20 protein-coding genes and 1 pseudogene are annotated in these 26,535 nt (G+C 41.6%); 7 read left to right on the top strand and 14 right to left on the bottom strand.

Annotated elements, in window-relative coordinates; genetic code table 11:
• Positions 1-42: 42 nt before the first annotated feature.
• From HWQ42_RS08085 to HWQ42_RS08070, 4 genes and pseudogenes are all read right to left on the bottom strand, one after another.
• Positions 43-669: a HEAT repeat domain-containing protein gene (locus tag HWQ42_RS08085; protein ID WP_292810849.1), complete on the bottom strand. Its 627-nt coding sequence runs from the start codon at positions 667-669 to the stop codon at positions 43-45.
• Positions 670-1,263: 594 nt separating this feature from the next.
• Positions 1,264-1,740, bottom strand: a complete 477-nt coding sequence (locus HWQ42_RS08080; RefSeq protein ID WP_292810852.1) for a hypothetical protein — start codon at positions 1,738-1,740, stop codon at positions 1,264-1,266.
• 175 nt (positions 1,741-1,915) lie between these two features.
• Positions 1,916-4,746: pseudogene (locus tag HWQ42_RS08075) on the bottom strand (efflux RND transporter permease subunit).
• A 78-nt stretch (positions 4,747-4,824) separates the two neighbouring features.
• Complete coding sequence (locus tag HWQ42_RS08070) at positions 4,825-6,282, bottom strand: efflux RND transporter periplasmic adaptor subunit (protein WP_292810847.1); 1,458 nt, start codon at positions 6,280-6,282, stop codon at positions 4,825-4,827.
• 570 nt (positions 6,283-6,852) lie between these two features.
• On the opposite strand from HWQ42_RS08070, the gene HWQ42_RS08065 reads away from it, so the two are divergent.
• Complete coding sequence (locus HWQ42_RS08065; protein ID WP_292728868.1) at positions 6,853-7,734, top strand: Npun_R2479 family HD domain-containing metalloprotein; 882 nt, start codon at positions 6,853-6,855, stop codon at positions 7,732-7,734.
• 119 nt (positions 7,735-7,853) lie between these two features.
• Positions 7,854-8,969 (top strand): ABC transporter permease, encoded by a 1,116-nt coding sequence (locus HWQ42_RS08060; protein WP_292728865.1) that lies wholly within the window; start codon positions 7,854-7,856, stop codon positions 8,967-8,969.
• On the opposite strand, the gene HWQ42_RS08055 is transcribed toward HWQ42_RS08060, so the two are convergent.
• The 4 genes from HWQ42_RS08055 to HWQ42_RS08040 form a co-directional block, all read right to left on the bottom strand.
• On the bottom strand, positions 8,958-9,092 hold the full coding sequence (locus tag HWQ42_RS08055; protein ID WP_292810845.1) for a hypothetical protein: 135 nt from the start codon (positions 9,090-9,092) through the stop codon (positions 8,958-8,960). The two genes, HWQ42_RS08060 and HWQ42_RS08055, sit on opposite strands and share 12 nt — an antisense overlap.
• A gap of 164 nt (positions 9,093-9,256) precedes the next feature.
• Positions 9,257-9,676: a helix-turn-helix domain-containing protein gene (locus HWQ42_RS08050; RefSeq protein ID WP_292810843.1), complete on the bottom strand. Its 420-nt coding sequence runs from the start codon at positions 9,674-9,676 to the stop codon at positions 9,257-9,259.
• 11 nt (positions 9,677-9,687) lie between these two features.
• Positions 9,688-11,400, bottom strand: coding sequence for a DNA mismatch repair endonuclease MutL (gene mutL / locus HWQ42_RS08045; protein ID WP_292810841.1), 1,713 nt, complete (start codon positions 11,398-11,400; stop codon positions 9,688-9,690).
• Positions 11,401-11,653: 253 nt separating this feature from the next.
• A complete protein-coding gene (locus HWQ42_RS08040) occupies positions 11,654-12,703 on the bottom strand; it encodes an adenosine deaminase (RefSeq protein ID WP_292737073.1) in 1,050 nt (349 codons plus the stop codon).
• A gap of 398 nt (positions 12,704-13,101) precedes the next feature.
• Between HWQ42_RS08040 and HWQ42_RS08035 the strand changes: the two genes are divergently transcribed.
• Positions 13,102-13,311 carry a hypothetical protein gene (locus tag HWQ42_RS08035; RefSeq protein WP_094352741.1) on the top strand — a complete coding sequence of 70 codons (210 nt, stop codon included), beginning with the start codon at positions 13,102-13,104 and terminating at the stop codon, positions 13,309-13,311.
• A gap of 326 nt (positions 13,312-13,637) precedes the next feature.
• Here HWQ42_RS08035 and HWQ42_RS08030 read toward each other — a convergent pair whose 3' ends face one another.
• Both HWQ42_RS08030 and HWQ42_RS08025 read right to left on the bottom strand, forming a co-directional pair.
• Entirely contained in the window at positions 13,638-13,949 is a 312-nt protein-coding gene (locus HWQ42_RS08030) for a threonine dehydratase (RefSeq protein WP_292810839.1), read from the bottom strand.
• 160 nt (positions 13,950-14,109) lie between these two features.
• Positions 14,110-14,988, bottom strand: a complete 879-nt coding sequence (locus HWQ42_RS08025) for a phosphodiester glycosidase family protein (RefSeq protein WP_292810837.1) — start codon at positions 14,986-14,988, stop codon at positions 14,110-14,112.
• A 185-nt stretch (positions 14,989-15,173) separates the two neighbouring features.
• On the opposite strand from HWQ42_RS08025, the gene HWQ42_RS08020 reads away from it, so the two are divergent.
• From HWQ42_RS08020 to HWQ42_RS08005, 4 genes are all read left to right on the top strand, one after another.
• A complete protein-coding gene (locus HWQ42_RS08020) occupies positions 15,174-15,392 on the top strand; it encodes a hypothetical protein (RefSeq protein WP_292810834.1) in 219 nt (72 codons plus the stop codon).
• A 211-nt stretch (positions 15,393-15,603) separates the two neighbouring features.
• Positions 15,604-16,794 (top strand): sigma-70 family RNA polymerase sigma factor, encoded by a 1,191-nt coding sequence (locus tag HWQ42_RS08015; protein ID WP_292810832.1) that lies wholly within the window; start codon positions 15,604-15,606, stop codon positions 16,792-16,794.
• A gap of 25 nt (positions 16,795-16,819) precedes the next feature.
• Positions 16,820-18,025, top strand: a complete 1,206-nt coding sequence (locus HWQ42_RS08010; protein ID WP_292810830.1) for a DUF1822 family protein — start codon at positions 16,820-16,822, stop codon at positions 18,023-18,025.
• A 221-nt stretch (positions 18,026-18,246) separates the two neighbouring features.
• Positions 18,247-20,637: a CHASE2 domain-containing protein gene (locus tag HWQ42_RS08005; protein ID WP_292810828.1), complete on the top strand. Its 2,391-nt coding sequence runs from the start codon at positions 18,247-18,249 to the stop codon at positions 20,635-20,637.
• Positions 20,638-20,686: 49 nt separating this feature from the next.
• Here the strand turns inward: HWQ42_RS08005 and HWQ42_RS08000 are convergent, their stop codons facing one another.
• The 4 genes from HWQ42_RS08000 to HWQ42_RS07985 form a co-directional block, all read right to left on the bottom strand.
• Positions 20,687-22,189 carry an HlyD family efflux transporter periplasmic adaptor subunit gene (locus HWQ42_RS08000; protein WP_292810826.1) on the bottom strand — a complete coding sequence of 501 codons (1,503 nt, stop codon included), beginning with the start codon at positions 22,187-22,189 and terminating at the stop codon, positions 20,687-20,689.
• Between the two features lie 38 nt (positions 22,190-22,227).
• Complete coding sequence (locus tag HWQ42_RS07995) at positions 22,228-24,426, bottom strand: peptidase domain-containing ABC transporter (protein ID WP_292810824.1); 2,199 nt, start codon at positions 24,424-24,426, stop codon at positions 22,228-22,230.
• A 271-nt stretch (positions 24,427-24,697) separates the two neighbouring features.
• Positions 24,698-25,057, bottom strand: coding sequence for a hypothetical protein (locus HWQ42_RS07990; RefSeq protein WP_292810822.1), 360 nt, complete (start codon positions 25,055-25,057; stop codon positions 24,698-24,700).
• 609 nt (positions 25,058-25,666) lie between these two features.
• Complete coding sequence (locus HWQ42_RS07985) at positions 25,667-26,029, bottom strand: beta/gamma crystallin-related protein (protein ID WP_292810820.1); 363 nt, start codon at positions 26,027-26,029, stop codon at positions 25,667-25,669.
• Between the last annotated feature and the right edge of the window lie 506 nt (positions 26,030-26,535).

The following is a 26,535-nucleotide window of genomic DNA, read 5'->3' as shown; positions in this document are numbered from 1 at the left end:
CACCCTAATTTTAATTTTTTGCCTCTGAATGCTCTCAAATACTTATTTTTTCGTAGCTCCTTTTAGTGATCGCCTATTGTACCCAAGTTTCTCAAACCCAGTCCCCGTGAGCATTTGCCATTTGTGGATGAGTCTATTGGCTTGCATCTGCCCTAGTGCCTCTGCTGCTGCTTTACGGACACTAGAGTCAGGATCTTGTTTGAGCAGTAGGACAAGTTGTGGAATTTGTTCCTTGGCTTGCATCTGCCCTAGTGCCTGTGCTGCTGCACTACGGACACCAGAGTCAGAATCTATGAGCAGTTTAGCAACTTGTGGAGCTTGTTCCTTGACTTGCATCTGCCCTAGTGCCTCTGCTGCTGCTTTACGGGAGACTGCTGAATCTTTATCCTGCAACTGTTTGGCAAACTGTTTTACAAGCTCATCATAGTTTTTGATCTGGGTTTTAGGGTTATCTAGCTGATATTCCTGTAAGTTTTGCGTTGCTGTAGCCCTGACTTTGGGTATTGGGTCTTTTAGGGCTGCTACGATACCGTTAATCTGCCATACTTCTGGCTTAGGTTTTTCTTCAGCGTTTACCCAAGGTAGAGAGAGGAAGAGAGTCAGGAGTAGGGTAAACCAGAAAAGGAAAAAGAGCGATCGCTTGTTAGTGTGGCGGGGAATTATGAGCATAAATCAGGGCACGGCGGCAGATTACACGCGGCTAAAAGTATAATAACAACCTTGCAATTCCTAATTCCTGATTGAGAAAGTCAGATTTTCTTTAGGTTTTTAGGTTTGTATTTGTGGGAGCATCCCAAATTTTGAAATTTACTATTATGGTGCGTTCAGATAGGAATAAGAGAATGAAGAAACGAACCGCCAAGAACGCCAAGGACGCAAAGTAAGAGAACACACTTGATATCAATCTTTGCTCACGAGTATCAAAGACTCATCCGCGAGTATTAAAGACTCATCCACGAGTATTAAAGGCTCTCCCACGAGTATCAAAGACTCGCCGACGAGTATTAAAGACTCTCCCGCGAGTATCAAAGACTCGCCGACGAGTATCAAAGACTCTCCCGCGAGTATTAAAGACTCATCCACGAGTATCAAAGACTCTCCCGCGAGTATTAAAGACTCGCCGACGAGTATCAAAGACTCTCCTGCGAGTATTAAAGACTCATTCACCAGTTGAGCAAACAGAAAGGGGAAAAGAAAAGGATTTGCATCTATCTTTAACTTTTCCCCTTTCACTCTTCCCCTATCTCTGGCAAAGTTTACAGCTTATGAACCAGAAGCAGTTTTAGCAGGTTTACTTTTTATAGCTTTAAACCGTTCCCCTAACTGTTCGGCAATAGTTTTTAACCCTGGAGTTTTCTTAGCAGCTGTCTTCACGTAATCGTAAACAGTCAAACTGCTACCCATTGCTTCGCTACCGACTGCCATTAGGGTATCATCTACCTGTTCTGTCAGTTGTTGCAGTTTAATCAACAGTTCGGTGAGGGTTGCGGCTAATTGATAATCCCGCACAAACTCATCTACATCAAAGCTAGCTGGTAAAATGTCTCGGTTAGACTGGGCAGCAGTTAGGCTAGTGTTGACAAAAGCTAGGCTTTTATCGCCCATCTTAAATAACTTACGTCGTTCTTCCACGCTCAGGGTTACGAGAAAAGGCATCTTTGCTTGGATAGTCGCAAAGGCTGCTTTAATTTCTTGGATATCTTCTGGGGAAAGGGAAGCGGTAATGTTTTGGTAAGCCATTAGATATTTACTCAGGTGAATCTGTTTGTTATGATTCCCACTGGTAAATGCGATCGCACAATAGGCACAGAGGCAGAAGCAATGGGATTTGGTTAAGAAGACGCGATAAATCGCCGTCTCTACAATCAATCTTTTGTAGAGACGGCGATTTATCGCGTCTTTATTATTTTTATTATTAACGCGATGGTTTCTTACCAAAGCCATAGCGCATTGTATCCATAATCCAAGTTTGGAAGTTGTCAATGTAGCTAAATATCACTGGCACTACTACCAGTGTCAACAGAGTGGAAGTTGTAAAACCGCCCATGATGGCAATTCCCATCGGTTGGCGAACTTCAGAACCGGCGCCAATTCCCAATGCTAAAGGCAGAATACCGGCGATCGTTGCGAAAGAAGTCATTAAAATTGGGCGCAGACGTGACACACCTGATTCAATGAGTGCCTGACGTTGGGTTTTGCCTTCTTGCATATTGATGATTGTGTAGTCTACTAACAGAATCGAGTTTTTGGTGACAATCCCCAACAGCAACACGATGCCAATCAGGGCATATATTCCCAAGGGTTTTTGAGCAACCATCAACGCTACCAATGCGCCGCCTAAACAAAAGGGTAAGGCTGCCATAATCGATAATGGATGAAGAAAGTTGTTATACAGCAGCACCAGAATTGCATAGATACACATTAATGCCAGCCCTAATGCACCGCCGAAGCGACCGAAAATATCTTGCATAATTTTGGCACTGCCTGATGGTTGCTGTACTACTCCTGGCGGTAAGTTTTGCATTACAGGTAGTTGGTTGATTGTCTGGACTGCCTCTCCTAAAGAAAGCCCTTGCAAATTCGCTTCTACAGCTACTTGACGGGCGCGATCATAACGGTTGATGGTAGCAGGGCCGCTACCAAAGCGGATATCTGCCACTGCGATGAGGGGAACCAATCTACCATTTTGACTGGGAACTTGCAGATTTGTGATTGTGTTAATGTCGGCACGTGCTTGCGGATCGATTTGCACGCGAATGGGGATTTGGCGATCGCTTAAATTAAATTTTGCCAAATTGGCTTCATTATCGCCGATGGTGGCAAGGGAAGCAGTACGAGCGATCGCTTGCACTGTTACGCCCAAATCTGCTGCCCGTTGCGGGTTGGGAATTACCAAAATCTCTGGTTTGACTAAACTTGCAGTCGAAGCCACTTCTACCAATCCAGCTATGGATCGCATCTGCTTTTCTAGGGCATCAGCAGCTTGATTCAACGCTTCGGGATTTTCACTTCTGAGGACAATTGATAAGCCTTTGCTACTATCACCCGGTGACTGACTTTGAAAACTAATTCTAGCTCCTGGTATTTGTTCAAAGTTAGGACGCACTTGTTCCTCAAACTGTTTTTGGGAAATATTTCGTTTCTCTCTGGGTTTGAGATTAATCGCAAGGCTGGCAGAATTGATCTCTTCTGTTGCTAGTACACGTTCAACTACTGGATTTTGGCGGATGATATCAGTCGTTTGTATGACTACCTTGTTAACGTCTTCCAGTGTGGAACCAGGAGGTAATTCTATAGATACGTTAGAAATTCCAAAATCACCATCATCAACGAAACCTTTGGGAATTAAGGGAACCAGCGTCAGACTGGCAATAAAAAAGGCTAAGGCGATCGCCATTGTTGTCAATCTATGGCGTAACGCCCACTGTAAAAGCGATCTATAAGGTTGAAAGCCTTGACGCTTTTCATCTCCAAGTTTTCTACAGCAGACTTGCCCATAGCGATATGGCGTTCCATGTTTTCAATTTCCACAACGGCATCATCTACCAAGTTGCCCACCGCCAGCGCTAATGCCAACAAAGTCATGTTGTTGAGGGTGTAACCAAGGGCTTGCTGCACCGCAAAGGTGGGAATTATTGATAGGGGTAAGGCAACAGCGGTAATCAATGTTGCTCGCCAGTCCCGCAAAAACACTAAAATCACGATGATCGCCAGCACCGAAGCTTGAATTAATTCATCAATGGTGCTTTGGTAGGATTGGCGGACAATATCGGCTCTAGTAAAAATTAAATCCAGCTTGACATCTGGAGGAAGGGTTTTTTCCAGTTGTTTGACTGCTGCTTTCACTCCTTCTTCTACTGTCACCAGAACGCTGCCAGTACTACGTAAAACTTGGAAAGCTACCACGGGTTGATTATTTAAACTGGCGGCTTGGCGCACGTCACCAAATTTATCTTCTACGGTTCCCAGACTGGATAAGGGCACGGAACCACCTTGTGGTAGAAGGATTTCATAAGTTTTCAAAATATCCACACTGGTGGCACTTCCTAATGTGCGGATACTTTGTTCGCTACCACCAACTTCGGCACGTCCGCCAGGTAAGTTAATGTTCAAAGCGCGGATTTGGTCGTTTACCTGAGTGGCGGTGATCGCTAGAGATTGTAGGCGATCTGGATTAAGATTAATGCGAATTTCTCGGTCAACGCCACCCACTCGCTGAATTTGTGCTACACCACGAACTCCCAATAAGGCGCGGCTAATAGTTTGGTCTACGATATTGCTTAATTCTTCTACAGAACGCCGATCTGATTTAACTGCGTAGGTAATCACCGGGCCGCCGGAAAATTCCAGGCGTTCCACAATCGGGTCGTTAATATCTTGGGGTAAATCTTGGCGAATTTGAGCGATCGCATTTCTAACATCATTGGTGGCGCGATCGCTATCTGTACCCAAAACAAAATTGATTGTCGTCTTGGAATTCCCATCGCTGACGGTGGAAATCATGTAATCGATATTGCCCAACCCCGCCACAGCATCTTCAATTTTTTTCGTCACTTGGGATTCTAGTTCTGCTGGGCCTGCGCCCGGTTGGGTAACTTTGATCAAAACCGTTGGTACATCAATATTTGGGTTAGTATCAATCCCCAAGGACATGAAGGAGAACCAACCCACCACTGTCAAAATTAAAAATAAAACTATTGTGGGAACAGGTTTTTTAATCGACCAGGCTGAGATATTAAAAGACATTGGGAATTTTTAGATTTTGGATTTGTCATTTGTCATTTGTCATTAGTTATTAGTTATTTTTTCCCATTCCCATTCCTTTCAATTTGCAACTCGAACTAGATCGCCATCTTTGAGATAGCCTGCACCATCAACGACAACGCGATCGCCTAACTGTAACCCACTCTTGATTTCTACTGTGTCCCCATTACCAGGATCTCCTAACTCTACTTTCTGGCTACGGACGGTATTTTCACCCGATAAGATGAATACAATTACACTTGCGTCAGCTTGGGACTGCACTGCTTTTTGTGGCACTACCATTTTCATCCCTGAGTCAGTAGTAATTGCAGCACTAGCAAACATTCCTGGTTTAAGTAAAGTTGTTGGCGGCAAGTCAATTTTTACTGTCGCTTCCCGTCTTTGATCGTTCAGCTGTGGTTGTATATCTCTGACTCGTCCTTGCGATCGCACCCGCCGATCGACATCAGAAGTAATTTGCACCGATGCGCCAATTTTCACCTGATTTAGTTGAGTTTCGGGCACCTTAGCCTGAAGTTCTAACTTTTCATCTCGGATAATCGAAAATAGTTTTTGTGTGCCACCAATCACAGTTCCCACCTGGGTTTGCGGCGGTACACCAGTGACATCACCGACTCTAGCCAGTTTTTCGGCAATTACTCCCGAAACCGGCGCACGTACCACAGTTTGTCCCAACTGAGTTTGCAGTTGTTGCACTTTAGCAGCACTGCTCTTGACATCGGCTTTGGCTTTGTTAATGATCGCTTGGGCGTTCTTAATATTGGCTTGGGCACTGCCGATATTAGCCTGGGCACTACGTATATTTTCTTGAGACAGGTTCACAACTTCTATGGCAGTTTTCACATTGTAGGAACGAGTATCAAGTTCTTGTTTGCTAATCGTCCCAGAGTCAGCGAGTTGTTGATAGCGCTGATAATTCTTGCCTGCTTCTTCTAGCTTGGCCTTAGCTTGAGCTAAATCGGCTTGTCTTTGATGGACTATTGCTTTATTTGATACCAAATCTGCCTGTTTGGATGCCAAATCGGCTTGTTTGGATGCCACATCTGCTTGTTTCGATTCCACATCTGCTTTTGCTTGGCTAATTTGGCTTTGCACTATAGAACCATCCAACACCGCCAACACTTGACCTTGTTTAACAAAAGCTCCTTCTTTGATATTTGCGGGAATGCTTTTAATTTGTAAGCCGTTTGTTTGCGGTAGCACCGGAATTAAATCACTCGCGGCTACAGTCCCAGTAGTTTTAAGAGTACGGACAACACGGGCGGTTTCTACTGTGGCGATGGTGACTGTCATCGCTGGGTTAACTTTTTTATCCGCTACCACGCTTTGTTGACGGGATGGAAAACGATTTAATACACTCATCCCAACCAAGGCGATCGCAATTCCTAAACCAGTACCCAAGAATAATGGCTTCAACCATACCCTGGTTAGTTTTTGATCTGATTTGCTTAAAAAATTCCTATCTTCAGAGGTTATAGCTTCTTTCACCTCGACTTCTGAAAGACTTTCATCGCTCACAGTTACACCTCTACTTTCTGTCTATGCATACCAAATCTTGGTATTTTCTTAAAAAAACTTGAAACTTATTTACTTCGATATCAACTATGACGTATTTCATAGTAAATGTCTTTTATCTGCAAAAGTATATAATACAACTTTGTCACTAAGAGAAATTACGACCGGATAAATGATCATAAATTTTATGTAGATTATGATACAAAAAATCCTCTCATCTCAGAGAGCTACTCTATGTCACACACCATCTGTATTTAGATCACTGCCAACCAATGCTTAGATATGAAAAACTAATATGGCTCATCTAGATTTATCTAATTAGAATCGAAAGTATTTATGTACCTTGGTACACCAGTAAATTATTTTTTACACCTAATCGAGCATTCCTCTAAAGCCTTGGTGTTGCCAGGAAGCCATGTATCCAGGCATAGATAAAGCTAGCGTCTACAGCTACACGTGAGTTACAAAGGAGCAAACTCCATTGCCTTAAATTCCAGCAAGGGTGGCCTTGATTATGGAATTTTGAAATCAATCAAATCAATAAAAAATTGGTATTTACCAGAGTAAGCAGATATGTTCAATGCCACTGAAATTTTAATTGATGCCTTCGTAAATGAAATTCGAGACGGCTACCGTCGCACTTATGGCTGCTTTAAAAATGATTATCAGGATATTATCGCCTGGGCAGGTAATATGGCTTTGGAAAACATTGCCAATAGCGACGCCCTTTATCACAATGTTGAACACACAGTCCTAGTCGCCCTAGTGGGGCAAGAAATTTTACGTGGCAAACATATCAGGGAAGGCGGTGTTTCGAGTGAAGACTGGTTGCATTGTATTATTTCCTTAGTGTGTCACGATATTGGCTACGTTAAAGGGGTTTGTCGGCAAGACCGAGAAACAGCAAACTTATATGCCACAGGTAAAAATGGCAGAATGATTTCTGTGGCTGCTGGCGCTTCTGATGCCAGTTTGACGCCGTATCATGTTGATAGAGCCAAGCTTTTTATTGATGAGCGTTTTGGAGGTCACAAGTTAATAGATGCTGACGCAATCAAGAGCAATATTGAATTGACTCGTTTTCCCGTACCTGCGGCAGAAGATCATCAAGATACAAAGTGCTTTGCCGGATTAGTCCGTGCTGCTGATTTGATTGGTCAACTAAGCGACCCGCGTTACTTGAAGAAAATTACTTCTTTATTTTACGAATTTGAAGAAACTGGTGTAAACAAAGTTTTGGGCTATAAAACCCCTGCCGATTTACGCAATAACTACGCTAAGTTTTACTGGAATGGCGTATATCCCTATATCCAAGAAGGACTGCATTACCTATCATTGACACAACAGGGAAAACAAATTCTCGCTAATCTCTACTCAAACGTGTTTGTTGTGGAACATGAAAAACAACAGGAAGAACAGCAGAGGTATTTGGAGAAGTTAGCAGTTGGGAGTTAGGAGACGCGATTAATCCTTGTCTGTACAGGAGTTGGGAGTTGAAAATTATTAATCATGAGTTATGAATTAAGATAAAAACTTAATAACTCATAACTCCTAACTTATAACTCCTAAATACTATGGATTGGTGGCGACGACTTAAGAAAAATCCTTTGGCACGCTTTGGGGCAATTTTGCTGTTAATTTTCTATATAGGAGTAATTGCAGCTGATTTCGTAGCTCCTTATGACCCCTATGCTTCACAGCCTAATGGTTCATTGCTGCCACCAACGAAGATACACTGGGTTTCTCAGTCAGGGCAGTTTATTGGGCCTTATGTTTATCCGACAACTCAGGGAGATACGAATTTAGATACAGGCGATCGCCAACTCATTGTAGACTCGACAAAGCCTTCGCCTCTGCGTCTATTTGTCTCCGGGCCAGAATACCGATTGTTGCAGATGAGTTTGCCACTACCGCCGAAGTGGGATGAAGTCACAATCTTTCCTGGTATCCCCTTAAATTGGCATTTATTTGGCACAACAACTGGCGCAAAAGTCAATATTTTGGGCACTGATGACCAAGGCCGCGACCAATTTAGTCGCCTACTGCATGGCGGTCGCATCAGTATGTTTATCGGGATTTTTGGCATTATCATTACCTATCCCCTTGGTTTACTTATTGGAGGAATTTCTGGCTATTTCGGCGGTGTGACTGATAGCCTGATTATGCGCTTGGCAGAAGTGCTAATGACTTTCCCTAGTATTTATCTTTTGGTGACATTGGGCGCAGTCTTACCAGCGGGTTTAAGTAGTACCCAACGCTTTTTGCTGATTGTGGTAATTACTTCGGTGATTAGCTGGGCTGGTTTAGCACGGGTCATTCGGGGACAGGTATTATCACTTAAAGAGCGAGAATTTGTCCAAGCGGCACGCGCAATGGGCGCAAACCCACTTTATATCATCCTCCGCCATGTTTTACCGCAAACGGCTAGTTATGTAGTTATCTCTGCGACTCTTGCAATCCCCAGCTTTATTGGTGCAGAGGCGATACTGAGTCTCATCGGCTTAGGTATTCAACAACCAGACCCCTCTTGGGGCAATATGCTTTCTCTGGCAAGTAATGCTTCAATTTTGGTACTACAACCTTGGTTAATCTGGCCGCCGGCTGTGCTGATTATTCTCACAGTGCTGGCATTCAACCTACTCGGTGATGGGCTGAGAGATGCGCTTGACCCGCGCAGTTTAAGAAGATAAGCCTTCAATAAATAGTAAATGCGATCGCCGAATTAACAAATGCGATCGCTGAAATAGCAAATGCGAACCCCGAAATAGCAAATGCGATCGCTGAAATAGCAAATGCGTACTCCGAAATAGCAAATGCGAACTCCGAAATAGCAAATGCGAACCCCGAAATAGCAAATGCGTACTCCGAAATAGCAAATGCGTACTCCGAAATAACAAATGCGTACTCCGAAATTAGTCCGCGAAGGCGGACTTTGCCTGTGTAGCCGCAAATTCTATTCGCCCGGTACTGCAAAAATCTACTGCTGCAAAACCCAACGGCGAAAAAGTTCTACCATAATCCGCCAGTTTCCCTGAGTTTCCTCAACGACATCATGACGCTTCAGAGTATTCAGCGCTTCCTGTAAATCGGCGTTGTTCATACCTGTAGGCTGAGCTAAGGCATCCAGACTTAGCCCTTCTAAGTGAGGTGCAAGCACTTGTAGAATTACCTGTTGACCCTCAGCACCCCGCGCCGCCTGACCCCAAACTCCATCAAAGTAGTAGCGTCCCCGCTTGAAAAACTCAGGGTTATTGATAACTGCTTCCACCTCTTCTACTGTGAAAACTGGGTCACGCGATCGTCCTTGTTCAAAAACAAAGTCATTGTAGCGCCGCAGCTCATGCTTGTGACAAATAATTTGGCAAACGACAACATGCAAGAGGTCTAGTCTTGGCATTACTGAAAACATTAAATTCCATGACTTTTACCGATTACCCAATTACGCCGGAAAAACCGGGCTAAAGCTGATTCTTCTAAAGATAAATAAATTGGCCGTCCGTGGGGACAGGTGCGAGGGTTGCGAGTGCGTTGCCAATTATCTAAAAGTGTCTGCATTTCTTGTTGATTCATCGGTGTACCGTTACGAATCGCACTGCGACAGGCGACAGCTACTTGGGCTGTTTGTAAATCGCCTCCCCAACTAAGTTCTAAAATTGCTTCTGCACAGTCGTCTCGCTGCTGCAAAGGTGCGGGGATATTACGGACAGCCCAAAGTTGTTCGCCAAAAGGTTCTATTTCTAAACCGATACGTTGCAATTGCAATACTTGCGCTGGCGATAATTGATAAAGAATTATTGGCGGTTCGACGGGTAGAAGTTGCCAATCATCGCATAATTGCTCATATAAAACTCGCTCATGGGCAATGTGCTGTTCTACTAACCACATCCCACCTGAATGTTCCGCCACAATATAAGTGTTGCTAACTTGAGCGACAGCTTTTAAAGAGTTAGGAGAGACGCGATTAATCGCGTCTGTACAAGGTTTGGGATTTTGAGGATTGAAATTGTAACCACCTTTAGCTTCTGCGGCTTTGAGTAATTTACTAACTCGTGTTGTATGGACAGCTTCTTTGAGATTGTTAGAAGAAATGCTGAGTGCTTGGTTAATAGCTTGGGTAATTTGCTCTTGCCAATAAATGATTTCGTTGAGATAAATTTCTGTTTTTGCTGGATTGCGATTCCAGTTAATTTGATCGGGGGAAATGGCAAGATGTAAGAAACAAATTGGATAGCGATCGCGTGGTAATGTTCTATGAAATGCTGATAATATCGTTTGCTCTAGTTCCGGCGTCTTCACCATCCTGCCGTTAATCGCTACACGTACCCAATCTGGACGATGACGATGACAGCGATCGGGTAATCCTACCACTAAATTGAGTGAGGAGTGAGGAGAGACGCGATTCATCGCGTCTGTACAAGAGTTGGCAGGGTTGGGTATTTCGAGTTTGACTTCTTGCAAGTCACCTTGTCGCACTTGGGGTAAAATCTGCGGTAGGAGTTGCCCAGTTGTTCTAGCCGGAGAGATGGTGAACCATTGACGGTCATTTTGCCAAATCTGCCAGGTGACTTGGGGATGACACAGGGCGACTTGGTGAATTGTGGCTTGCACAGCTTTCACTTGCTGTGCTGTTGTGGGTAATCCCTGACGACGAGATGAGCAATTACCAAAAAGATGAGAAACTGTAACTACTGTACCAGGTGCGATCGCAGTTGCTTCAACTTGTACAACTTTCCCACCATCGCCATAAATTATCCGCCATCCTAAATTTCCCCCCAGAGGACGACTCAAAATTTCCAACTCTGCCAGAGTCGTTAAACTGTGCAATGCCTCACCACGAAACCCTAAACTGTTAATTTTCCACAAATCGGCACTAGAGCGAATTTTACTAGTGCTGTGGGCTGTGGCTGCTTGTTGCAAATCATCTAGGTTCATTCCACAACCATTATCTGCCACACGAATTCGCCATTGCTGTGGCCACAGAGAAATTACAATTCGCGTTGCACCTGCGTCTAGGGAATTTTCTACCAATTCCCGCACCACAGAAGCTAAAGAGTCGATTACCTCACCAGCTGTAATGAGATATACGACTTCTGTTGGTAGAGCTTGAATAGTAGATGCCATAAATTATAGTTTATAGCTTCTGGGGGCACGCTATATACGACTTATAGCAAGAATCCTTTCTCAGCAACAAAATAACCACAAATAAACACTGATAAATTATCTGTGTGCATCTGTGGTTTAATTTATAAAACATTAATTTTGCAGGATATCTATTGTGTATTACAACTTTTTCTCTCGCATCAGAAAAAATTAGTAATTGCAACATTAATTAACATTAAATCACCTTACTTTATGAATATCTTTAGGCGATTCGTTAATTAGTATCTCTCATGGACAAAATTTTCGGTGGTTCAGGTTTGAGCAAACCGTTCAACAGTGATGCAGGACGTTGACTGTAAGGCCAAGCAAAAGCATGACGGAAAGCTGCATCTTGACAAGCTTGTAGTTGTTCAAAACTAATAATGTTGTAAGTCAAGAGATTCTCATACTCAAACGGTAGACGCACATTGTGCAATCCAGCATTATCAGTACAGATAGCGATATCAACTCCAGCATCAAGACAACGGTCAAAAACTAATTTGAGTTGACGTATATCTTGCAAGGTTCCAGTTTTTAAGTAAGTTGTTGGGCAAACCTCCAAACATTGTCCGCGTCTAGCCACATCATTAAGTAACTCTGGATATAGTAGGGGAATTTGAATGCCGTGACCAATCCGCATCAAATATGGTAACAGTTCTGGATAACAACCAGCGGTGGTTTCATATAGATGTCCCGTGGTGTTAACACCCTGCGATCGCGCATAATCATATAAGCTAATCCATTCTTCTAAGCGATCGGCGTAATAACTATCACCTCCTGCTACATCTACTGCACAGACATACTGTTTATTTTGCGCCGCCAAATCCACAATCGCCTTGTTCACCTCATAAGGTAGGCGTGTGTGCATACAGAGAATTTGGCTAGTAACAATCGGATATTCGGGCTGGTGGCTGGCAAGTCCTACGACTCGGACAATTTCTGCCATCTTGTCAATTCTTTCGGATTGACTCAGATATTCAGGTGTCCGCAAATAAGGAGTGTAGCGCAGTTCCAGGTAAGCCAAATTTTCAAATATGTAAGCACCCCGCACCAAGCGATAGATAAAGTAAGGCAAAGTCTCCACAGTTTGCACGCTTTCTACCAAGGTGTGTAATTCTAGATACTCATCTAGAGTGTTACGTGGGCGGGTATAAAAATCTTCAAAATCTGAATAGTCAGCAAAGCGGGAAATTAACTCCGAAGAATGTCGCTCGAAATATCGCCATAAAACTCGTGGTACGACCGAGCCGCCTAGATGTCTATGTAATTCAGCGTATAAAGCCATAGTGGTATTTTTAGGTAAAAATTTCAATGATTGTAACAAAAACATCGCGAGAAAAATCTGTCATCAAAAAAAATTAGCTCCAACTACTTTAGAGTAGAGGTTTCCCTCCATCTGAATTTCAACAAATACTCCGACCGAGAAACTGGGCAAACGATTTGGTGGCTTGGAATTAGATAGGGTTGAGAGCAACAGATAAATTACAGATAAATTTCTGTCTCCTACCTTTTGCACTAGTATTTGCAGTATGAATAAACTTGACATTACCAAGATTAAATTGATAGCATTAATATCCTTAATTTTTGTGCTACACTAAAAGAACATTGCTATTGTCAAACGAGTCAGATATAGCAATATATTTTTCCTTTAACAAAGCAAATTCCTGGCAAGGTTGGTATTAATTGAAAATTCAAGCGTTGGAAGTCAAGGCTGGCGATCGGATTATTGCTTACTGCAACAATAAAATGCAAACCTGCAAGGTAAAACGCATTTTAGATCCAGGTCAAGCTAATATTACACTATCAGTATTTACCTCTGAGAATTATCGCGGTTGCTCAGTTTCATCTATAGTCCGCTTCCAAAGCAACGCTTTAGTTGATTTGGTAAGTTAAAAATCAAGTAAATATTCAATCTCAAAAATATTCCTAGCTATTGTCCAGCCTCCAACTGGACAAAATTTTTGTTAAAGGTGTGATGCCTACGCACATACAAATCTGTTAATTATGGCTGGATGATTTTCGCAACCTTACACTACCTAGTGGCTTGTCCCATTAAATATAATGAGTTTATACTAAGCACTTCAGTACTTAAAAATCCAGGACTAAATAAAGTCTTTACTACAAACTCATTCACCCATCATAACTAATAGGACAGACCACTAGCATAGAGAACAGTAATTGATAAAATTCTGAGATAAAAATCTAATTTATGGCTTTTGTTAATTCTTTTTCACATCACGAGCCATGTTTAGGTAGTAGTCGTCAAGTTTGGCATTAGAACGACGGCGGTTAGTGGCAGGAATTTTAGCAATGTTATCCCGATTCGTTTCAATTGGCTGTTTAGCTGAGGCTTGTTTTAGGTCTTGCGCCCCATCGGATTCCAAGAAATAACCAGACTGAGAGAATCCGAAAAGCTTGCCAAAAAAACCAAATAAATTTCCGAAAAAATTAGAAATACTTTGGAATAAAACACCAAATAAGCCTTCAATACGAAGGAACAAGTTCCGAATAATTTGGGTTAGACGAAGCATAACAGCACCTTTAATGATTGCCTATTACCATTGTGACTCAATTCGGATTCGGGAATTGCTGATATGGCAAAAATCTACCAGTAGGTAGGTATAGCTCAACTAGGAATTACTCTTGATATGGCAATTTCCGATCGCTGTGTCCGATCAATTCCCACAACCCCTACTTTTCCTGAACCAGCAAAACCGACTTCACAGGACGCTTGATAGAATTTCCCTCCAAATCAACCTTTCCGTAAAAGGTTTTCCCGTTGTAATAAAGCGAAGACGAACTTCCACCATCCAGATTCATCGCTTGATTGGCACCAAGAGTTTTCATCAAGTCAGCTAATACTGGCAAAGATATTCCAGAGTTTGCCGAAGCTGAGGGTTTTTGAGCCACCATAACTAAAGTAACGCTGCCATCACGGGTGATACCTACAGCAGTTCTGGCATTGGGTTGATTGCTGCCAAGGGCATCTCGTTTATTAGCGTTGTCCACAAAACCCTCTTTTTCCAAGGTGAGTTCCGGTAATAGGCGGGGACCAGCACCTATAGCATCAACTAACTGACAACCTGCTGGTGGTGACTGACTGTGTAAGGCAATGGAATAGCGGGTAGTTTGCCCACATGAGTAGCGACGGAATTCTGTGCGATTGAATATTTGACCCAAATAAGATTTTAAGTTGGGATTGTTCACCAGGCGCTCGTTTTCCTTGGGATCGGCTATCAACTTTCCTTGTCGGACAACATAAGATGTAGTTTTTTGGTTGGCTGGGTCAAAAAAGCCTGCATTCAAAATAGCTACGGCTTGATACTTTTGGGCAAATTCCTCTACAGTGGCTACCTTCTGTGATAGTGCAGGAGTCACCAAAAATTTGCTATTAGCTGGAATCAACACGATGTGAGCGATGCTTTGGGGCAAAGTGCGCTCTAAGTAGCGGATAGTTTTTGGTGGTGAAGCCGCAATAGTAGGTATTGAAGGTGTTGAAAAACGCAAATTCAACCACAACACCATTGCCAAACTAATTAATATCAAAGCCAGTAGTTTGATTTTTCTCACATTTAAACTCACTTGCGGTTAGATCAAAAAAGTTGATTTAATTAAAATACTTTAAGCGGAAAAATAAGCAATTAACTTTAATTATTCCCGGTTTGCCCATTTTTTAGGGATTTAAGAAAAGTAGATAGTCAAAAGTATACCGAAGGGCATATTCCCAAAAAGACTCAATTAGGTATATGTTCGCAATGATGGCTACTGAACCCATAATTACAAACGAAGGAGTCGATGATATACCTATACTTCTAACTCAAATAGAGCGTATAGACGTACAACCACTAATCGATAAACACTTTTCGACACACGGAAATTGGCAAGGTAATTTTCAAAAAGTTAAGAGACAATATCTTGCTAGACCATCTCAACCAGTGTTGACTCGATTTATGCCGCATTTATGCAACGCTTAAAATCGCTTTTTACGCCAATCTAACTTTAAAATAACTAAATTATCTAGATTCAACAGAATATGAGTAGAGTTATCTTCACACAACATCAAGGAATAAAATATGTGCGCTATTGAATTGTAAATTAGGAAATCGGTATCTTGCAATTGTCTACAAAGGTATCTGCGGCTTTGATAGTTGCTTAAGTTCGGATGAATTGAAATTGTTACTGCTTATGCGTCCTCGTCAAAAAATTATCGAGATGTTCTCAACCTTCGTTGAGTTGGAAGGAGACAGATTCAGCAAATGGTTGATTGATATCAAACTGCATCGAAATATTCAAAATTGCTTGGAGTCTTCACCATTCGTCCCTAACTCAGAAAATTTTTGGGCGTTACATTGGTACAAGTGCTGGCGAGAGCAATCTAATAGCCTTGCTAGAATGCATTTATCTGCTTATTTACAGGAACCAAATTATTGGGCTGCTAAAAAAACAATTGCCAAGTTTACAAATAGTCAACATAGCCTCGCAGATTATTTTCAAATGGCAAATGCTGAAATTGAAACAATTCTCAAAAATTTTAATCTAGAAAAATGCTCTAGCTTAAAAACCTATGCTACTATGGCAGTCCCCAGTCGGCTAAAAGATATTTTACGCCAACGCAAGGAAGCTGATATTTGCACAAATTGGGCATTGTTACGCAAAGTAAGCAAAAAGCAGTTATTAGAAGCTCTTGCTCAAGCTGGATTATCACCGATTCTAATTGCCCAATATCGACTCGCCTGGACTTGTTTTAAAGAACTGTATGTTCAAAACCAACCAGGTGGCACAAAGTCACTACCAGAACCAGACCCTCAACTTTGGGAAGCTATTGTCAACCTCTACAACCGCGATCGCCAAAATCAGTTAACTCAACCTACTCCAGAATCCACGAGAGAGAAAATTGAACAGTGGCTAACCCAGGCAGCTATCTACGTGCGTGGTTATCTGTATCCACCTGTTAGTTCTTTAAATTTAGCAACATCAGAAGATGACTCCACAACAACTTTTGATTTGCCAGATCCATCCTCTGACTCATTAATTGCAGAGATGATAGCCCAAGAGGATGCCCAAAACCAACAAAATCAACAATCTCAGATTGAAGGTGTTTTGTTAAAAAAATTACAAACTCTTGAGGTAAAAACTCAGGAAATACTTAAACTTTACTACCAACAGGGGTTAACTCAGCCACAGATTGTAGAACACCTACAAATTAGTCAGCCTACTGTTTCTCGCCGACTGCTCAAAGCCAGAGAATCAATGCTTTCAGCATTGATCCAATGGAGTCAAGATAGGCTTAATATTTCTGTAACTTCCAACCTAGTTAATGATATGAGTACCGCTTTGGAAGAATGGTTGAAAGTTAAGTATGGGGAATATCGCTGAGATTATGAAGGATGAGGTAGTAAAAATGACTTCCGCTTTTACAGAACCGCAAGAACTATTGTTAGAAATATCACCATCGTTACAGACAAGTTCTTGGCAAGAAAGCCAAATGTACGCCACACCTAGCAGTCGCTGGCGTGCTTACATGAATCAAATTTGCCTTCATGGGTTTTTGAATTGGGTAAAAGCTGAATATCTTCCAGAAGCAAGTATCTGGCACAGTTCCCCTGGTATTCCTGCTTTTTGGGAATTTGTCAATGGCACAGCAATTTTGTTAAAGGAAAAGCGAGTCGTTTTAATTCCTAGTGAGGCAATTGATGATAGCGAGTTAGAAGTTCCTCAAGAATGGGTAGACATTCCTAGTTGGGCAGCAGACTATTATTTAGCAGTGCAAGTCACACCAGATGGCGAGTGGTTAAGAATTTGGGGCTACATAACCCATCAAAAACTTAAATCACTAGCAGACTATGACCAAGTAGATAGGACTTATTGTATAGATGCACGGCACTTAATTAAAGACCTTAATGCTTTTTGGATGACCTACCAATTTTGTGGAACAGAGGAGATGAAAGCTGCGATCGCTCCACTACCAGAATTATCGACTGTTCAAGCAGAAAATCTTGTGCAACGGTTAGGTAATCCCTCTGTAACATTTCCTAGACTTGCAGTGCCATTTACAACCTGGGGAGTGCTACTAGAGAATGAGCAGTGGCGGCAGCGTTTGTACCAAGAAAGGCTGCAATCTCTACAACAGGCTGCGCCTACGCAATTTTCACAAGTACAAGTGAATCTCAGTCGTTGGCTGGAGGAGATTTACGATGCTTCTTGGCAAGCTATAGAGACTTTTTTTGAGCCAAACTCCAGTAGCCTAGCTTTTAATTTCCGCACTTCTTCCGGGTTAAATGCTACCGCTATCAAACGCGCCAAACTGATTGACTGGGGAATAGAAATAGAGGCTCAAAAAGTTGTTTTATTAGTTGCCTTAATACCAGAAGCTAACCAACAATTTAGGATTCGCGTGCAGCTACATCCAGCTTGTAATCAACCTTCCCTACCTGCTAATATCAAGCTAGTTTTACTTTCCGATCGAAGGGAAATACTTCAACAAGTACAAGCAAGAACTCAAGATATTTATGTGCAGTTGAAACTCTTTGATGGGGAAATGGGAGAATGTTTCAGCATCCAGATCGATCTGAATAATTATCAAATAACAGAAAACTTCATAATTTAGTTATTAGGAGCCAGAAGTGTTAATAAGAGCAACTCATTATCAATAAATAGTTAAATAATCGCATTAAGCGTAGCTTCTTGACTTAGTACTAAGTTTCGATTCTTACTGTTCTATACCCAGATGAGAAAGAACTGCACTTTTATTTGGTATTTTTGCATAAGTAGAATGCTTCCTGTTGATTAGTCATTAGTTAATCACGAATGGCAAAGTCTACCTAACTTATGAGTAAGCTAGTTGTCTTCAGCTTCTTGGGAGGAGATTTAAATCAAGGATTTCCTGTTGTCACAGCTCAACTTTGGTGTGATAACCAATTTGTACCCGTGAAATTAACAGGGAGTCTACCACCAGCCCCAGAACTAAGCGAACTCTACCGCAGATGGCAGTTACTCTACGCAGCAGTTCATCAACGCCTGGATCGTAACAATCAACGGATAAAAGTACATTCACAAGACATAACCAATATTTCTATTAATGACTTCGATGAAGTGTGTCAACAGCTACAAGCAAATATCAATGCTTGGTTGAAATTTGAGTCATTTCAGAATATTGAACGGCAGTTGCGAACTCTACTTAGTCGTCATGATGAAATTAGAGTAATTATTGAAACAAATATAGTTCTAGTGCATCGCTTGCCTTGGCATCTATGGAATTTTTTTGAAGATTACCCGAAAGCGGAATTAGCTTTGAGCAATCATGAGTATGAATCTCCTCAGCTATTACAAAAATCTCCAACAGGTAAAGTCAAAATTTTAGCAATTCTAGGCAATAGGGTTGGTATTGATATTAAAAAAGACGCCTCTTTGTTACAAGGTTTAACAGATGCCAAAACTACCTTTCTTATAGAACCAACACGGCAAACACTTGATGAGTATTTATGGAATCAGGATTGGGATATTCTATTTTTTGCTGGACATAGCACTAGTCTTGCTGACGGAGAAATTGGGGAAATTTGTATCAATCAAACAGAAAGCTTAACAATTTTGCAGTTAAAAAATGGACTTAAGGCAGCAATTAGACACGGTTTGAAACTGGCAATTTTCAATTCTTGTGACGGAATTGGTTTAGGACGAAATTTAGCTGATTTAAACATTCCCCAAATGATTGTAATGCGGGAAGGAGTGCCAGATTTAATCGCACAGGAATTTTTAAAAAACTTCCTTACTGCCTTTGCAGATAGCAAACCATTTTACTTGGCTGTGCGAGAAGCGCGAGAAAGACTTCAAGGACTGGAAAATGAATTTCCTTGTGCCAGTTGGTTGCCAGTTATCTGTCAAAATCCTATAACTGTTCCTACTACGTGGCAAGAACTGCGTGGCAATTTTGATAATACTAAATTTGTGGGTAAAGTTTCGAAAAAAGGTAAAATTGCGACATCAAAATCTAAATTTTGGAATGTACTACTTAGTACTTTTCTGGTGGCTGTTTCAACGGTAGGTTTGAGATACTTGGGAGTCTTTGAGAAAATCGAACTGCAAACTTTCGATCGAATGCTACGGCTGGGACTCAAGGAAGATCCAGATCCAAGGTTGATAATTGTAGAAATTACTGAAAAAGATATTCAATCACGACAAGACATGACCAAAGGACTAAAATCTATTTCGGATAGTACGTTAGCTAAATTGCTCAACAAATTACAAAAGTATCAACCGCGAGTTGTTGGACTGGATATTTATAGAGACTTCGCTGACCCCCCAAACAAATCAAATCTAATACAACTTCCGACTGAACTTAATAAAGAGAACGTTGTTGTTGTCTGCAAAAGCCGCGATAGTAAATACGATCCCCAAGGTGTTAAACCTCCGAAAGACGTACCTGTAGAACGTCAGGGTTTTACTGATGCAATTAAAGACCCAGATGGTATCGTCCGTCGGCAAATTTTGATGATGGCACAAGAGCCTTCTTCGACTTGTACAACGCCTTATTCGCTCTCGTTGCAATTAGCTACTCGTTACTTATCTTATGAAAATATTAAACCTAAATTCAATGAAGATTATGTACAGTTTGGCTCTAAAGTATTTAAACGCTTAAAACCTAGTCGCAGTGGTGCCTATCAACAAGGAGTTGATTTAGGCGGAAATCAAATACTTGTCAATTACCGTAATACAGATTATCAGAGAGTTTCCCTTGATGATGTATTGAGTAATAAATTCGATCGTAAATCATTTAAAGATAAGGTAGTTATCGTTGGAGTGACAGCTAATACAGTCAGCGATACTTGGTCAACTCCCTACAGTACTGCACAACAAGATTACCAAGAAATATCAGGGGTATTTATACAAGCACAAATGGTTAGCCAAGTTTTGAGTGCAGTTTTAGACAAACGTCCAATTCTTTGGGTTTTGCCTTACTGGGGCGATATTCTTTGGATATGGGGTTGGTCTGTAGCTGGGAGTCTGATTATTTGGTGGGTGCGATCGCTCTTAGATAAGAGATGCGCTATCTTTGTGACAGTTGTTATATTATATGGAGTTTGTGCGATCGCTCTTTTAAAACAAGGGCTATGGTTGCCATTTATTCCTTCTGCCTTTGCCGTGGTTGCAAGCGGTGTTGTTGTAGTGTTGATTCAACGCCGTCAGGAATTTTTCACGATTTCACAACCCTTAGTTGAATAAAATTTTCCTTTATAACTGAAAAATAACGTCAATTTGGCGATTGACGATCTCAAAAATCTGTCATTAACCTCGCCTTGCGAAGCACAAATTGTAGTACAGTTTCTTCACGGGTAATAATATCAGCTCTGCCATCCATACCCAATTGAATTTGACATTTTTTTGTACTGCGACCTAAAGCAAGGTTCTCTGGTTCAATTGTGACTTCGTAAAAAGCACCTACAGCAGTTGCTTTTGGAATAGAGTTCGTATCAGCATCAGCATCGTTTTTTTGCGACCTAACAGCATCCGGGGAAATCACTTTGACAAAGCCATTGAGAGTACCGTAATCAGGATAAGGACAAGCACTAACTCGCATTTGCACCTTTTGACCGACTTTTATCTTACCTTTTTCCTGAGAACCGACAGCTGCTTTGATAACTAAAGGTGCATGACTGGGAACTATTTGGACAACTTCCTCCCCAGCCCGGAGCGTTTGACCGGGGTTTCTCAAATTTAGCTTGGAAATAATCCCGTCTGCTGTAGCAGTAATAGTAGTTTGCTTCAGGTCAATTTCAGCTTGCTTGAATTCGCTAGTATCGCGCTCTAATTGTTTTTCCGTTTCAATTTTCTGCTTGAGAAGCACTTGAAGTTCTCTTTCTAACGATGCTTTATTCACTTCCCCAGAGGCTTTTTCTTGATCAATGCGTTCAGTCGCCATTGCTACCTCTGCATTGCTGGGATTGAGAACTGCTTGAGCGCGATCGCGTTTAGCAATAGCCCCATTAACAGCTTGTTTTAGCCGTTCATTTGTTTTTTCTTGGGCCTTATAAGTGGCTTTTTGTGCTTGTACAGCTTGTTGTTGCTGTTTCACAGCCAACTGTACTTCTTCTAGTTGGTCGCGGGATAATGCTCCCTGTTTGGCGGCACTTTCATATCGGTTCTGCTTTGATGTCGCGGCTCCTAAAGCCGCCTCAGTCGCGTGGAGATTAGCTAGTGCTGATTGTAACTGTGCTTGCCCTGCATATAATTCTTCTTGGGCCATTTTGACGTTGGCTGATGCTTCTTGAAGTTCAGTGATACTGGTAATTTTTTTGTCTTGATGATCGCGATCGCGTCCCTGCAATTCCGCTTTAGCAGAGGCGATAGTTCGATTAGTGCGATCGCTTTCAGCTCGAATTTGACTATCTATTGCATTTATTTGCGGAACAGTTTGAATTAGTTGTAACCTAGCTTGTTGAATATTGGTTTGCAACTGGTTTTTTTTGGTTTGCAGTCGAGAATCATCAATAGTGGCAATTTTATCTCCTTTTTGCAGTTTTTGATTTTCTTTAACGTAAATCTGCATTACTTGTCCTTCAGTCGCCGCCTGCACAATTGGCAATTCACCCGCAGGACGGACAACCGCTTGCCCAATCACCGTAACTTTATATTTAGCAACCGCAGCCACAGGAACGGCTAACGCCAAGGCAAACACGATAAATAGTCCGCCAAATGTAGTCCAACGACTAATTGGTGGGAGAAACTCATTGTCTTGAACTAAGGGTAAAAAATTTGTTTGAGACTTACTAATCATAAATTATAAATATCTGTAAAATGTCTAATAAACATTAACTAATTTCGCAAAATTAAAGAAGATTTCAATCCATTACCATTATTAGAAGAATAAATTTCATCAAGAAAGCTTAAATGCTCTCCTGGGATATGACGTAATTCTTCTGGAGTCCCTTGAATTTTTAAGCGCCCATCTTCAAGCAATACAATCCAATCAGCCCGTTTGATAACTTGAGGACGATGGCTAATCATAATTGTAGTTTTACCTTGACGGTGATTAAGTAATCTATCCAAAACTTGGGTTTCACTTACTGGGTCAAGAGCGCCTGTAGATTCATCTAGAATTAATACAGATGGGTCAATCACAATTGCTCTAGCTATAGCTAATCTCTGCCTTTGTCCGCCAGAAATATTTGCACCAAATTCGCCTAAAACAGTTTGATATTTATCGGGTAATTTGCTAATAAATTCATCTGCACCAGCAATTTGGCAAGCAAGGACTATCTCTTCAAAATTAATGTTGGGATAACTGAAGCAAAAATTTTCCACAATCGAACGACTCCAAAAATGAGGTTCTTGAGGAACTAATACGACTTGCTGCTGCAAACATTCTAAAGATAAATCTTGCTGGTTGTATATGCCATAACGAATGTTACCAGATTTGACTTGATATAAACCAGTAATTAATTTGCCAAGAGAGCTTTTACCACAGCCCGATTGACCGATTAAGGCTATTACTTTACCACCAGGAATAGTTAAAGAAAAGTTTTCTAACAGGTCAGTTCTACCAGCATGGTGAAAGTTAACTTGAGAACAACTAATATCTGCATTGCCAGGAATTTCTGCCCAAGGTTTTTTAAAGTCATTTTCATCTTCTGGGGTAGAATCTATCACTTCTGTCAAGCGTTGAACGACAATTTGAGCAGTGATAAATTCATCAATTAGCCCGACTGCTGACTCTAAAAAGCCAAGAAAGCTACCACTCATACCACTGTACGCCAGCAGTTGACCGATGGATAATGTCTGATTAATCACCAAGCTAGAACCTAACCAGAGTATGCTAATACTCGTCATTTTGGAAAGAATACTAGTGACTGTGCCGCTGTAAAGCTCCAACTTCATCGTAGTCCAGTCTAAGTTAGCAAGGCGACCAAAATTTGTCTGATATTCTTGCCAAGCTTGCTCTGTAGCTTGGGTGGTTTTGAGGACTTGAACACCGCGAAAGGTTTCGACTAAAAAGCCTTGATTTTCTGTACCTTTAACGATCAGGCTGCGGGTTTTTTGGCGCAAGGCGGGAAGAAAAAGCAGGTTAACAAAAGTGACGATCGCAAAGGCGGCGAGGGAAGCTAAAGTCAGTTGCCAACTATAGAAGAGCATGAAACCCAAGGAAACCAGAGCCACAAAAAATTCACTGGGTAAACCAAGGACAATTTGGGAAACTAGATTATTGATGGTATGAACATCTGCAATCCGGCTAACGACTTCCCCACTGCGACGTGCTTCAAAATATGATAGGGGTAAGCGCAACAGTTTTCGGCCGTATTCTAGAATTAGTCCGTATTGCAACCGTTGAGCAAAATGACCAATCAGGTGAGACTGTACCAAACCAATGGCACTTTGAATTAGGTTCATGGCAATGACGCCAATTGCCACCGTTGTTAGCAGTTGGGTATCTCCCCGCACTAGCACGTCATCGGTGAGGAGTTGCATCATTAAAGGGGAAGCCAGGGACAACAGCCCGATCGCGAAGTTGATGGCGATCGCCTGAACCAAAAGATTGCGATAGGGCATAACGCGGGCAATAAAGCGCCCAAAGCCGCCAATTTTATCTTCTAGTTGCTCATAGAAGCGGCTATCGTCTGGCATCAGCAGCAGCATCACACCATCACTCCAACCCGCGATTAACTCCTGGGAGGTGAGGTACAAGATGCCGAAGGCAGGGTCAGAGACGACATATTTTTTCCCCTTTTTCCCGTACAATACTACCCAGTGGTAGCCTTTCCAGTGAACGATCGCTGGTAAGGGGACTTCATTTAATTTCTCAAGCAGTTCTGGGGTAGCTTGAACTTGACGGGCATTGAATCCCAGTGTTTCTGCTCCCCGCCTTAAACCTAATAGTGTAGTTCCTCGCGTTCCCGTGCCTACTGCTTCTCGCACGCGATTGAGGGCAAAGGTGCGTCCGTAGTATTTGGCGATCGTGGCTAGGCTTGCTGCACCACAATCTTCTTCACTGTGTTGCAATATGCTGTGGTATTTCATTGTTTAAAAGATCAGTACCAGCGGCAGTTAACAGTAACAGCCGCAGTTAACAAGGGGTGGACGAGTCCATTTCCTACCTAATAACTGTTAACACCGTTTACCTTTATTTGTGCTATCTTGATATGAATGAAAAAGTAGGAGCGAAAACCACCTCGCCCCTACGAACTGGAAGAGAAGAATGTTACTCAGCTAAAAGCTTATGTGAGAGCATTCTTTTCTCTTTGAGGTTTTGAAGGATTCGAGTACACGGTATGAAATAGACTAGAGCTGATTATGCAGGTTTGACAGACGCGATGTCGTTGTTAAAAGGACCAGTGAAGTTACCTTTTGTACCTGCTTTCAGACGCCTTGATTTACCTGTGAAATTCTCACCAGTGTAGGCAATCCAATCTCTTGTACCCGTCACCTCGTACCAAGTTGCTTTATTGTTAAAGCTCCCTAAACTGCGTCGTGCGTTTGCGATATTATTTAGCCGCCTTCCTTCACCATCCTTCTTGTCGGAAAAGTCTAAAGCACCACCACTAATAGTTGCAGCGGCTTCATGGGAAAGGTCTTGCACAGCTTCGATGCTGTAGAGGTCTTTGATTTGCTTGTTGTTCATATCTACTCCGTAGTTGTTGATGTTAGACATTGTTCTTCCCCTGAGTTTTAGATTGGGGTTTGAACTGAAGGTAAGCTTGTTTTCTTCCTTCTGATTGTTAATTGGTAGTAGTGAAATAAGTTTATTCACGGCTGGGAATCAGAGGTTTTTTCGCTTTACCTTCTAATTCTTAATTGGTAGCAGTGAGATAAGTTTATTCACCAAGGCAAACGCACGTAATTTGTTAAACCCTTATTACATAAAGATATTGATGAAAAAATTACCTCAATTATCAAACGCTCAAGCTCCTGCTATGAAAGGATTCTTATACTTAGATGCGAGGTGCTTTTTCTCTAGTTTATTCACTTGATTCAGCAGTGCCAATTTGCTAATATCTCTGTTGTACATAAATTGATTCTCCTGACACTTACACAACAATGCCTTTGACGTGATATAGACGATTAAGTAATATAAAGTTCGGATGGTGGATACTAAAAAATCCTACTCTACTTGCGGCATCTCTGTTGCAAATTAGAGAGGGTATGAGGGAAGTTTTAACAGAGGCATGAAATAGAAAAATAGCCTCAAAAATGGATGAATACTCTGAGGCTATTTTTCTATCTAAGCAAAGTTACTAAAACGGATACACAGAAGTCAAATCTATGATATGCGTTTGAGAGAGCTAATTGAATCATTTACTGAATTAGCAACTCTACGGTATCGTCCTGGCCCCAAAGTTATAGATGGACCTCTAAAGTTTGGATTTTTATAAAACCTCCATCTTTGATTCCCTGTAATAACAATAGATGAGGTTGCGTCGTTGAAATTGTTATTAGCTAGGTTGGCATCACTGCGAGAAAACGTTATACCCCCTCCCTGAAAGTTAGCACCCCGGAATAACTGTGCATTACCTCCACTACAAGTAGCAGCAACTTCATCGTTAAGTTCCTTCACTGCGCTGAAGCTCAATTCTGTTAAAGTTATCTTGTTCATATCTACTCCGTAGTTGTTGATGTTAGACATTAGACATCTCCGAATTTTCAAGTTTGAACTTGAACTGAAGGCGATTGCTGGTTTGGCTTTGCCTTCTGATTCTTAATTGGTAGCAGTGACAGGATTCTATTCACTGTTGAGAGCCAGAAGTTTTTTAGCTTTGCCTTCTGATTCTTAATTGGTAGCAGTGACAGGATTCTATTCACTGTTGAGAATCAGAAGTTTTTTAGCTTTGCCTTCTGATTTTTAATTGGTAGCAGTAACAAGATTTTATTCACCAGGGTAAACGCACATAATTTGTGAAACCCTTGTGGAAGTATATTTATGAAAAAATTGCTTCAATTATCAAACGCTTAAACCCCTGCTATAAAAGGATTTTTATATTTAGATGCGAGGTGCGTTTACTCTGGTTTATTCACTTGATTCAGCAGTGCCAATTTGCTAATATCCTCTGTTATGCATAAGTTGATTCTCCTGAGACTTCTAATCAAGATTGAGGCTTCCAACCTAAATTTCCTTTTCTATAGGAGAGTGCA

The sequence above is a fragment of the Nostoc sp. JL23 genome (assembly GCF_017115065.1).
GTDB classification, from domain to species: Bacteria; Cyanobacteriota; Cyanobacteriia; order Cyanobacteriales; family Nostocaceae; genus Nostoc; species Nostoc punctiforme_A.
Note: the sequence above shows the minus strand (reverse complement) of the source record. Positions and strands in the feature narration are given on the sequence as shown.